The following is a 7,924-nucleotide window of genomic DNA, read 5'->3' on the forward strand; positions in this document are numbered from 1 at the left end:
TAGTGTCTTCCGCTCCCGCGCGTGGTCCCCTTCACCGGCGCGCGAGATGGTCCCGCTGCCAGGTGGTGAGCATCGTCTGGTTGGCCTCCCAGCCGTCCGGGAACCGCACCGGCACGTCCAGGTGCACCAGCTCCGTCGACGGGTGCGCGTCGAGCAGCTCGCCGATCCCGGCCCGCGCCACCACCACGCAGGCGTGCCGGTGCCGCGACGTCAGCACGCACAGCCGCCCCGACTCCAGGTGGAACGCGGTCGCGTCACGTCGCCCGGAGAGCGGGTGCAGCACGATCGTCACGTCGTACTCCCGGCCCTGGAGCCGGTTGGCGGTGTCCACGGTGATACCGGCACCGGCCGCGCCGAGGTGGGACCGGATCGCGGCGACCTGGTCCCGGTGGGCGGCGCCGACGGCGATCCGATCGGCGGTCACCGGCGTACCCTCGGGGGCCTGTTCGGAGACGGCGACCGCGCCGCGCCGCAACACCCGCAGCGCCAGCTCCGCGCAGGCCGCGGCGGCTTCGCCATCGGTACGCAGGGTGTGCCGGGCGGGCAGTTCGTGCAGCGCCCAGCCGGTGGCGGCGGCCAGCTCCACGGCGGCGTCGAGTTCGTCGCCCGGGCCGGTCGCGCCGAACGTCAGCGCCCGGTCGGCGGGGCCGGTGCCGGCGCGGAAGCCGGTGAACGGATAGAACGCGGCGGCCACCACCGGCGCCGCGGTGGCGGGCAGCCGCCAGGACACCGGCAACCGGTGTACGGGCAGGCCCGGGTTATGCCGCAGCAGGGTGGCCACCGCCGACTGCATCGGATCCCAGGTGAGGCCGGTCCAGCGGGCGGTCTCCACGGTGGAGAACGGGTCGAGCTGGCCGGGGTCGCCCACGAACAGCGCCCGCTCGAACCGTCCGGCCACGCGCAGCAGGGCGTCCGAGCGCATCTGGTACGCCTCGTCAACGATCGCCCACGGCCAGCCGCCCTCGGTGACGGTGGCCCACTTGGCGGCCGTACCGATGATGACGGCCGAGTCGGCGAGGTCGGTGACCTTCGCGGCGACCCGGACGAGGTCGTGGGCCCGCACCCGGTCGGACGGCCGGTACTCGGTGGCGGAGAGCCGGCCGATGCGCAGCTGCGGCGCCTTGCGGGCGAGCCGGTCGACGAGGTCGTCGACCTGCTCGTTGGTCTGCGCGACGATGATCAGCGACTCGCCGGCGGCGGCCAGTTCGGTGGCGGCGCGGACCACCAGGGTCGACTTGCCGGCTCCGGGCGGGGAGTCGACCACCACGCCGCGGTGCTCGCCGCCACGCAGGTCGGCCAGGACGGCAGCGATGACCTGTTCCGCCGCGACGGCGGGCGGCACCTCCAGCCCGAGCATCGCCTCCCCCTCCGCCAGCAGGTGCTGGGCACCCTACCGGGCCGCTGGGCGGCACCCGCTCCGGCGCCCCCATCCGCCAGCGACCCCCGCCTCGCCCGGTGCCTGCCGACCCGCCGGACCAGCTCGCGCCTCCTTTGCTCTGCCCGCCGATTGCGGGCCGGGGTGAGGCGGTCGCGGCGGAGGCAGCGCACCCCGGCTGCTGATTGCCGCCGACGGCAGCTAAAGTGTGCGATTATCGCACCATGGCCGAAAAGAGCGACTGGATGACAGTCGGCGACCAGGTCCGGCAGGCCCGGCTCGGCGCCGGCTTGTCCCAGGCTGAGCTCGGTGCCCGAGTGGACCTCGACCGGACGATGATCGCCAAGATCGAAGCCGGCGCACGCCGCGTCGACGCCTTGGAACTGATCCGGCTGGCGACCGCGCTCGACGTTCCCCTCGACTTCCTGCTCGAGCGTCGACCGGCGGTGATCTCGCACCGGGCCGAACTGCTGACCGAGGACAACGACACCGACGTTGCCCGCCGGACCCAACGTCTCGAGATCACGCTTTCCTCGTGGCTGCGAGACGTCCGCCAGCTCATCGAGATCGGCACTCTGCGGCCCACCTCGCCACTGCGGTACGGCGGCCCGATCAGGTCAGAGTCCGAGGCACGGGCCGCCGCGTCGTGGCTCCGCCAGACCCATGGCGCCGACGTGGAGCCCATCGACACGCTGATGGATTTCTGCGAGCGCAGCGGCCAGTACGTTCTGGTGAGCGACATACCAGGAGACGGCGCGTCCCTGGTGGATGACGATCTCGCGGTGGCGGTGGTCAGCCTCGCCGGGGACCCCGGCCGGCGACGGGCGACGGCCGCCCACGAGTTGGGGCATCTCGTGCTCGGCGACGAGTATTCGAGTGACCTGGCCGTCCACCTGTCACGCGCGGACCGGGAAAGCATGATCAACGCGTTCGCCGCCGAGCTTCTCCTCCCGGTCGACGCATTCGGCGCCTCTGAGGGTGGGACCGCGCGCCGGGAGGACGTCATTCGTCTGGCGGCCCGTTACCGCACCTCCTGGTCCTTGGCACTCCGGCAGGCCCAGCAGGCGGGATGGGTCGATTCGACCGTCCAGCGGCAGTGGGGCCGGTCGACGCCGACTCGCGCGGAGTTCATGGACGCTGTCGGCTGGTTGCCGCAACCCGACCTGGATGCGGTTCGCGTGCCTCCTGGCTACTCCCATGCGGTGATGGAGGCATGGCGTGGCGACAAGGTCACCGACACCCGAGCGGTCGAGCTGCTGCGCGGGCAGATCGGTGTTGATGACCTTCCACCCCGCATCGAACCTGACCTGATGCCGTGAGCAGCGCAGGTTCGTGCCCCGAGCCGCTTCTCGTCTTCGACGCAACCGTGCTGCACCACTTCGCCCTCGCCGACCGGCTCGATGTACTCGCAGATCTGGTCGTCGGCCGGGCGGCGGCGACCACGTCGGTAGTCCTGAGCGAACTCGGGGAGAGCGGCAAACGGCACCCAGCACTACGTGCTGCGATGGCACTGGACTGGATCGAGGTCATTGCCCTCGACAGCCTCGCCGAGATCAGGTGCTTCGCGGAGTGGGTACGCCGGGTGGGCGCTGGGGACCGGGACCGAGGCGAGGCGAGCGTCTTCGCCGCGGCGCAACTGCGTCACGGCATCGCGATCACGGACGACCGGGCCGCGAAGCGCGTCGGTCTGGCCTACGGCCTGCCCGTCCATGGCACGGTCTGACTACTTGCCGGCGGCTGTCGTTCGGGCAAGCTGACCGAGGCCAATGCCAGCGCCATCGTCGAGGCCCTGCACCAGACCGGGCACCGCCTCCCGTGCACAGGAAGCGAGTTCCCCTCTTACTCGCGTAAGGCTGGCCTGCTCTGATTCGCAGTCCGGAGGGTGCGGGCCGAGGCCGGCCGCACCCTCCGAGTACGGCCGGGTCTGGTTGGCGTCACGACGGGCGGCTCGGTTGCGCGTTCCGGATGACGGTGCCGTCGGTCAGGGTCAGGTCGTAGCTGATGATCAACTGCGGGCCGCCTTTCCCGCTGCGCTGGTCGCGGGCGCTGGTGAAGGCTGGGCCCGGCCACCAGGCGACGTAGCGGCCGTTGCTGACCGACGCCTGGACGGTCAGCTCGCCGGCGTGGATGGTCACGCCGGCGACGCCGGGGCCGGCCGCGCCGTCGGTGACTGAGGCGTCGACGAAGTCGCTGATGGCTCCCTGGGTGAAGCCGCGGGCTGGCGCCGGCAGGGCGGGCCCCGAGCTGCCGCCGATTCCCCAGGCGACGTCGTCGACGTCGTCGCTGCCCTGACGGTTGTGGGCCAGGCAGGACCCGGACACGTCGGGGTCGTCGGTGCGGTACAGCAGCACGACGTACTCGCCGCGACGTTCGGCCAGGACGAGACGGGCGCGGTCCAGGTCCAGGTGGCCATCGCCCAGCCGCTTGCGGCAGGCCGGTGCCACCAGGTCGACCTCCGCTGCCGTCAGACCGGCGGGCACGGGAGTCCAGGACGCGTATGCCCGTCCACCGCCGCCGCCCGAGGGTAGGACGAGGACGCCGGCCGCCACCGCGGCCGCAGCCGCGGAGATGAGGAGCAGGCGACGGGGCGAACGTCGTACGGGTGGTGCCGCGCCGGGTTGGTCGGAGAGCGGCGCTGGCGGGGTGGTCACGATCCGTTCCAGCGTCGCGGCGGCGTGCTGCTGCTGTACGGCGGTCATCGTGCTGGCGGCGTCGAGGGACCGCAGGGCGATGTCAAGCCGGGAGTTCGCCGAGTCGGGGTGGGTCTTCACGGTTTTGCCTCCATCTGCCGCCCGGTGGCCGGCGCTGTCGAGGTGGGTGGTGCCAGTGCTGGTGCGGAGCCGGGCGCGGGCTGTGGTCGCTCGACAAGTTCGAGGTGACGGCGCAGGGCCCGGCGGGCGCGCAGCAGCCGCAGCCGGTAGGAGGCGGCACTGATGCCGAGAACCCGGGCGGCCTGGGCAGAGCTGAGGTCGTCGAAGACCTTCAGGGCCAGCGTCTCCTGCTCGGCGGCGCTCAGGTTTCGCCAGGCGGCGGCCAGCACCAACCGTTGGACGACCGTTTCGTCCTCGGGTTCGCCGGTCGGGTCGGTCGGTGCCGTCTCCGCGATCCGGACCGCCAGGTGGTCCTGCCGTCCCAGCCCCCGGTGGGTGTTGAGCAGGCAGTGGCGGGCGATGCCGAACAGCCAGGCACGGGCCTGGTCAGGGTTGGTCGGTGCCTCCTCCAGGCGGCGCCAGGCCACCAGGAAGGCGTCAGCGACGACGTCCTCGGCGTGGCTCGGGTGCACGCGACGCTGGGCGAAGCGCAACACATCGGCGTAGGCATCGGCGTACAGCGCCCGGAAGCGCCCTTCCCGATCCGGCTGCGGTGTCCTCACATCCTCTACCTGTCCGGCAACGCCGCTGCTGTTTCACCGACCGCAGGCCGACGTGCGAGGTATCCACTCCCGACTGACGCTAACCGTCGCCACCTGCTGTCGGGAGATTGTCGTGGCGCAGATGTTGCCAAGGGCAACTTTTAGCAGTACGAACGTCAATGGCATCCCGGCCGCGCGGACAGCTCCCGCCGGATCGGACCGACCTCACCCATAGGGGGGCCAATGGCACGCAGCCGCCTCGCCGGCGCAGCAGCCATCGCACTCGTCGCACCACTGATCAGCGTCATCCCCGCCTCGGCGGCGGCGGCCGCACCCGCCTCGCCCGACGCGGGCAAGCAGTCCCGGACCAGTGACGTCCGGGAACTGTCCCGCAAGGACTTCACCCTCGACGGCAAGAAGGTCGACACCCCGTCCCGGTACCGGGCGCGGGCACAGGCCCGGTCGCAGGCGCAGGCGGCGGCCGACACCCCGCCGGTCGGCACCGTCCGGCAGTGGCTGGGGCTCGACGACTACCAGGGCACGTACTACCGCAAGAACTACACGCTGCGCGGTGTCGGCAAGAACATCGAGGTCTGGGTCGCCAACGACATCGCCTTCCCGGCCGGTGACTGCCGCACCCAGATCGCCAACTCGACCGAGGTCACCGACGCGCAGGTGACGGCCCTGGTCGACGAGTTCGACAACAACATGTACCCGAAGGAGACGGCGGCGTTCAGCACGCCGCCGGACCGCGACGGCAGCAACGCGCTGCTCGGGCCGGACGCCGGCGGCAACGGCGGCGACTACACCGGCGGCGGCAACAAGACGGTCACCCTGGTCGACAACGTACGGGACGACAACTTCTACGAGTTCCCGGCCGCCCCGACCTACATCGCCGGCTTCTTCTCCTCGCAGCTCAACGAGCTGTTCGACCGCAACGTGATGACCATCGACGCGTTCGACTGGGCGCACCGCACCGGCGCCAACCCGCCGAACGAGCCGACCGACGACCTGTGCACCAGCCGCCCGGCCCGCCCCCACCTGTACGAGGGCACCTTCGCGCACGAGTGGCAGCACCTGGCGCACTACTACACCGACCCGTTCGAGACGTCCTGGATCAACGAGGGCCTGTCCGACTACGCGCAGACGCTGGTCGGCTACGTCGACACCACGGCCACCGTCTACGACCGGGGCGCCGACAGCCACCTCTACTGCTACCAGGGCTTCGGCACGGTGCAGACGCCGTACAACACCAACCCGCGCGACTGCGGCGGGCCGGAGAACTCGCTCACCCTGTGGGGCGAGAGCCCGAACCCGAACGCGGTGCTCGCCGACTACGGCAACGCGTACTCGTTCATGCAGTTCCTGCACGACCGGTACGGCGCGGACATCCTGTCCCGGCTGCATCAGGACGGTGAGCGGCAGGGCCTGGCCAGCCTGCAGGCGACGCTGGCCGCCGAAGGCGCCAAGGACATGTACAAGGTGATCCACGACTACCAGACGATGACGCTGGTCGACAAGATCGTCGGCGACCGCAAGGGCGTCATGCTGGGCGTACCGAAGAGCCGGGTGACGGCCAAGAGCCTGCGCTCCACGGTCAACCTGGCCAACCCGGCCGCCTACGCCACCCCCGGCGCGGCGCCCAACGGGGCCGACTTCGTCCCGCTACAGAAGGCGGACGGCACGGTGCTGCGCGGCCGTGACCTGCGGTCGCTGTCGTTCACCGGCGCCAAGACCCTGCCGCCGCTGCCGCTGGCCTGGACCGTCGTCAACAACGACCCCGACCGGCCCGGCAACCCGGTGCTGTTCTCCGGCAACGCCAACAACACCGACGCCGCCGCGGTCACCCCGGTGACCGTGCCGGCGACCGACCCGACGCTGCGCTTCCTCGCCAAGTACGGCGCGGAGGCCGGCTTCGACTACGGCTACGTGACCGTCTCCACCGACGGTGGCGCCACCTACACCGCCATCCCCGGTGACAAGACGGTCGCCGGTCCGTTCGGCCCGGCGCTGAACGGCACCACCGACGGGTTCGAGCCGCACAGCTACGACCTGTCCGCGTACGCCGGCAAGAGCATCCTGCTCGGCTTCCGCTACGTCAGCGACGGCGGCGTCAACGAGGGCGGCCTGCTGATCGACGACGTCACCGTCGGCGGCACCACGCTCAGCGACGGCAGCAGCCTCGCCCCGTTCGACTCGCCCAGCGAGATCAAGCCGGCGACCGTGCACAACTGGAACCTGCGGCTGATCGGCCTGGACGAGAAGCACTCGATCGCGCTTCAGCTCCAGTTCGACGGCAAGTCGAGCGTGTCGCTGAACCTGGCGCAGCTCGCGCTGCTCAGCCTGTTCCCGAAGGTGGTCGCCGTGGTCGCCTACGACGAGCCGACCGAGCAGGTCCAGCAGTACGCCCCCTACACCCTCAAGGTCAACAACGTCACCCAACCCGGCTGAGGTGTAAGGCGGGGGCCCTTGTCAACGCATTCGGTACAGGCGGGGCCCCCGCCTAACACCCCGCTCGCCGGGGAGACGTCGAGCGCCCGGGTGCCGGCCGGAACACGGCAGGCGCCCGGGCGTCGGACTGTCCGGCCTTTCCGCGAGCCCTAGGATCGGGCCATGGAGAGGACCGACCGCGCCAGCCGATCCATTGCCGCACCACCGGCGACCGTCTACGACGCCCTGCTCGACCGGGAGTCGCTGCAGGCGTGGCTGCCGCCTGAGGGCATGCGCGGGCGGATCGAGCGATGGGACCCTCGCCCCGGTGGCGGGTTCCGGATGGTGCTCACCTATCTCGACGCGCCGGACAGTCCCGGCAAGACGTCCGACGCGACAGACGTCGTCGACGTCGCCTTCGCCGACCTGGTGCCAGCCGAGCGCGTGGTGCAGCGGGCCGTGTTCGACTCCGACGACCCGTCGTACGCAGGCACCATGACCATGACCTGGCAGCTCGCCGCCGCCGGCGCGGGGACCGAAGTGACCGTCACCGCCACCGGCGTGCCGCCCGGCATCGACCAGGCGGACCACGAGGCGGGGATCGCCTCCTCGCTGGCCAACCTGGCGTCGTACGTCGAAACGGCTGATTGACCTGCGGTCAGCCCGCGCCTTAGAAAGTGTTGGGTAACCAGGTAGCTACTTCTGGTTGAGCTCGCCGTCGAGGCGTCGAGCTGCCTCGGTCTCGATCGGACCTTGCGGCTCGATGT

7 protein-coding genes are annotated in these 7,924 nt (G+C 71.2%); 4 read left to right on the forward strand and 3 right to left on the reverse strand.

Annotated features, from left to right (window positions below):
* Positions 1–31: 31 nt before the first annotated feature.
* Complete coding sequence (locus AB0H57_RS25215; RefSeq protein WP_357510458.1) at positions 32–1,357, reverse strand: AAA family ATPase; 1,326 nt, start codon at positions 1,355–1,357, stop codon at positions 32–34.
* 242 nt (positions 1,358–1,599) lie between these two features.
* Here AB0H57_RS25215 and AB0H57_RS25220 point away from each other — a divergent pair, with 242 nt between their 5' ends.
* Entirely contained in the window at positions 1,600–2,694 is a 1,095-nt protein-coding gene (locus AB0H57_RS25220) for an XRE family transcriptional regulator (RefSeq protein WP_357510460.1), read from the forward strand.
* On the forward strand, positions 2,691–3,098 hold the full coding sequence (locus tag AB0H57_RS25225; RefSeq protein ID WP_357510462.1) for a hypothetical protein: 408 nt from the start codon (positions 2,691–2,693) through the stop codon (positions 3,096–3,098). The genes AB0H57_RS25220 and AB0H57_RS25225 overlap by 4 nt, the downstream gene beginning before the upstream one ends.
* A gap of 211 nt (positions 3,099–3,309) precedes the next feature.
* Here the strand turns inward: AB0H57_RS25225 and AB0H57_RS25230 are convergent, their stop codons facing one another.
* Together AB0H57_RS25230 and AB0H57_RS25235 are read right to left on the reverse strand one after the other, a co-directional pair.
* Positions 3,310–4,146 (reverse strand): hypothetical protein, encoded by an 837-nt coding sequence (locus AB0H57_RS25230; protein WP_357510464.1) that lies wholly within the window; start codon positions 4,144–4,146, stop codon positions 3,310–3,312.
* Complete coding sequence (locus tag AB0H57_RS25235; protein ID WP_357510466.1) at positions 4,143–4,748, reverse strand: sigma-70 family RNA polymerase sigma factor; 606 nt, start codon at positions 4,746–4,748, stop codon at positions 4,143–4,145. The genes AB0H57_RS25230 and AB0H57_RS25235 overlap by 4 nt, the downstream gene beginning before the upstream one ends.
* A gap of 222 nt (positions 4,749–4,970) precedes the next feature.
* Between AB0H57_RS25235 and AB0H57_RS25240 the strand changes: the two genes are divergently transcribed.
* A complete protein-coding gene (locus AB0H57_RS25240) occupies positions 4,971–7,178 on the forward strand; it encodes a choice-of-anchor J domain-containing protein (protein WP_357510468.1) in 2,208 nt (735 codons plus the stop codon).
* A gap of 162 nt (positions 7,179–7,340) precedes the next feature.
* Positions 7,341–7,808, forward strand: a complete 468-nt coding sequence (locus tag AB0H57_RS25245; RefSeq protein ID WP_357510470.1) for an SRPBCC family protein — start codon at positions 7,341–7,343, stop codon at positions 7,806–7,808.
* Positions 7,809–7,924: the final 116 nt, after the last annotated feature.

It is taken from the genome of Micromonospora sp. NPDC050686 (genome assembly GCF_040654475.1).
GTDB lineage: Bacteria > Actinomycetota > Actinomycetes > Mycobacteriales > Micromonosporaceae > Micromonospora.

What these genes read in the sequence shown, in the direction of transcription:
- AB0H57_RS25245 (WP_357510470.1), top strand. Translation starts at nt 7,341, where the DNA reads ATGGAGAGGACCGACCGCGCCAGCCGATCCATTGCCGCACCACCGGCG.
- AB0H57_RS25220 (WP_357510460.1), top strand. Translation starts at nt 1,600, where the DNA reads ATGGCCGAAAAGAGCGACTGGATGACAGTCGGCGACCAGGTCCGGCAG.
- AB0H57_RS25215 (WP_357510458.1), bottom strand. Translation starts at nt 1,357, where the DNA reads ATGCTCGGGCTGGAGGTGCCGCCCGCCGTCGCGGCGGAACAGGTCATC.
- AB0H57_RS25240 (WP_357510468.1), top strand. Translation starts at nt 4,971, where the DNA reads ATGGCACGCAGCCGCCTCGCCGGCGCAGCAGCCATCGCACTCGTCGCA.